General features: G+C 72.9%; 1 protein-coding gene. It reads left to right on the forward strand.

Annotated features, from left to right (window positions below; translation table 11 throughout):
- Positions 1-171: 171 nt before the first annotated feature.
- Positions 172-365, forward strand: a 194-nt coding sequence (locus FRC96_RS15935; protein ID WP_146975899.1) for a gamma-glutamylcyclotransferase family protein, incomplete at its 3' end; no start/stop codon positions are given.

A 365-nucleotide genomic window follows, 5' to 3' on the forward strand; every position in this document is an offset into this window, starting at 1 on the left:
GCCGCGACACGGCGGCCTACCGGGAGGCGAACGGCTGATGGGCGCCGCGGAGGCCAGGCCCGCGCCACGTCGCCCGTCGCGGCGCTGTTGGCGGGCGCGGGTGGCCTCCAAGGTGCTGAAACCCGGACGGATTGCCGCGACCGCGACTGGACTTCACGCGAGGAGGAAGCGATGTACGAGAAGCTGACGAGAGCACGATCCGGAGACCCTTTGAACCACCTCTACTTCGCCTACGGCTCGAACCTGGACAGCGCGCAGATGCGCCGCCGGTGCCCGAGCGCGCGCCTGGTCGGGGCCGCCATCCTGGATGGCTACCGGCTCGGCTTCGCGGGCCAGAGCGCGGCGTGGGGCGGCGGCGTGGCGAC

Source organism: Lujinxingia vulgaris (assembly GCF_007997005.1).
GTDB lineage: Bacteria > Myxococcota_A > Bradymonadia > Bradymonadales > Bradymonadaceae > Lujinxingia.